Below are 1,933 nucleotides of genomic sequence, written 5' to 3'. Positions count from 1 at the left end.
GCCGCGTGGGAGCGACCAGCCCCCACGTACCCGCAGCCGCCAACGGACCCGGCCCCCCGAGCCCGTAGGCGACGGCGAAGCGGCGCAGCCACCCGGCCCACGTCGGCGCGCGGGTCCCCTGAACCCCCGTTAGCTTGGCCATATGGCCGAGACCACGGCGGATGCGGGGTTCATCGAAGGCGTGCCCTGCTGGATCGACGTGCAGCTTCCCGATGTCGAGGCGGGGAAGCGGTTCTACGGTGGGCTTTTCGGGTGGCGGTTCGAGGTGGCGCCCGGCGACGGGGCGCGGGAGTTGTGGGCGTATCTCGGGGAGGATCCGGTCGCGGCGCTGGCGCCCAAGCCGGACGGGCGGATGCCCACCGTGTGGACGCTGTACTTCGCCACCCCGGACGCCGTCGATCTCGCCGGGCGGATCGTGGCCGCCGGTGGGCAGGTCGTCATTCCGCCCACGTCGTTCGGTGACCTCGGTACGACCGCGCTCGTCACCGACGCGGAAGGGGCCGTGTTCCGGCTGTGGGAGCCGGGGACGCACACCGGGTTCCGGCGGCGGCACGAACCCGGCACGTTCGTCTGGGCCGAGTTGTACACACGGGACACCCAGGCGGCCAACTCCTTCTACGCGCACCTCTTCCACGACGTCCTGTTCGGCCCGGACGCCCGGCCGGACTTCGGGCGGGCCCCGCTCACCGAGGTGTTTCCGGCCGAGATGCCGCCGCATTTCCTCGTCCACTTCGGGACGGACGACGTGGAGGCCGCGCTGGAAACCGTCGGCCGGCTCGGGGGGCGCGTGCAGGTGCCGCCCTTCGAGACGTCGTACGGAAATGTGGCGGTCGTCACGGACAATCAGGGGGCGTCGTTCGCGTTGCTCCGGCGCAGGGGCGGGGAGGCGTGGCGGGAGCCGGATCAGGGCGCCGGTCGGGCGGAGCGGCAGCCGGATGAGCTGCGGCGGCACGGTGACGATCCGCGACAGCGGGGCGACGATCTGCGGCTGCGCGGCGATGACCTGCGGGAAGACGAGGGGTGAGGGGGAGGTGCAAAGGGGCGCGTGACCATGTTCGACCGGACGCGCTACGGGGTTGTGCGCCGGTGGTACATCGTCCGCCGTCGTGTTCCACCATGCGGGCTCCTGCTTTCCAGAAGGCGGACAACGTGGTTTTGTCCTGAGACACCCCGATCCGCCCCCGGGTTCGCAACCTGCCCCCGGTACAGGAAGAATCGGGGGGCGTGCCGTCATGGCGGTGCGGTGGTGAGACGCTGCACGGCGGCGCGTCCACGACGTGGGCGGCGCGGGCCGTACGGGGAGGTGGCAGGGAAAGTGGTGGATCAGCTGACGCAGCACGATCCGCGGCGGATCGGGCCGTTCGAGGTGTTGGGACGGCTGGGTGCCGGCGGTATGGGGCTGGTCTATCTGGCGCGCTCGGCGTCGGGGCGGCGCGTGGCGATCAAGACGGTGCGGACGGAGCTGGCCGAGGACCAGCTCTTCCGGGTCCGTTTCACACGCGAGGTCGAGGCGGCCCGCGCGGTGTCCGGTTTCTACACGGCGGCCGTGGTCGATGCCGACCCCCGTGCCGCCGTGCCGTGGCTGGCGACCGCGTACGTCCCCGCGCCCTCGCTGGAAGAGATAGTGAATGACTGCGGGCCGCTGCCCGTCCAGGCCGTGCGCTGGCTGGCGGCGGGTGTCGCCGAGGCGCTCCAGTCCATTCACGGTGCCGGGCTCGTCCACCGGGATCTGAAGCCCTCGAACGTCCTCGTCGTCGAGGACGGCCCACGCGTCATCGACTTCGGCATTGCCTCCGGTGTGTCGAACACGCGTTTGACGATGACCAATGTCGCCGTCGGTACGCCCGCCTATATGTCTCCGGAGCAGGCCAAGGACTCGCGCAGCGTGACCGGCGCGAGCGATGTCTTCTCGCTCGGATCCATGCTCGTGTTC

Annotated in this window: 2 protein-coding genes; both read left to right on the top strand. The window is 71.0% G+C overall.

The window, feature by feature from the left end:
- Window positions 1-142 precede the first annotated feature (142 nt).
- On the top strand, window positions 143-1,024 hold the full coding sequence (locus STRIP9103_RS38415; RefSeq protein ID WP_009336306.1) for a VOC family protein: 882 nt from the start codon (window positions 143-145) through the stop codon (window positions 1,022-1,024).
- A gap of 291 nt (window positions 1,025-1,315) precedes the next feature.
- Window positions 1,316-1,933: serine/threonine-protein kinase (locus tag STRIP9103_RS38410; protein ID WP_158696943.1), on the top strand; the 618-nt coding region annotated here is incomplete at its 3' end.

The sequence above is a fragment of the Streptomyces ipomoeae 91-03 genome, from assembly GCF_000317595.1.
Taxonomy (GTDB): domain Bacteria; phylum Actinomycetota; class Actinomycetes; order Streptomycetales; family Streptomycetaceae; genus Streptomyces; species Streptomyces ipomoeae.
This window is presented reverse-complemented; position numbering and strand designations above follow the sequence as displayed.

Coding starts and splice junctions, on each gene's coding strand:
- STRIP9103_RS38415 (WP_009336306.1), top strand. CDS start 143: ATGGCCGAGACCACGGCGGATGCGGGGTTCATCGAAGGCGTGCCCTGC.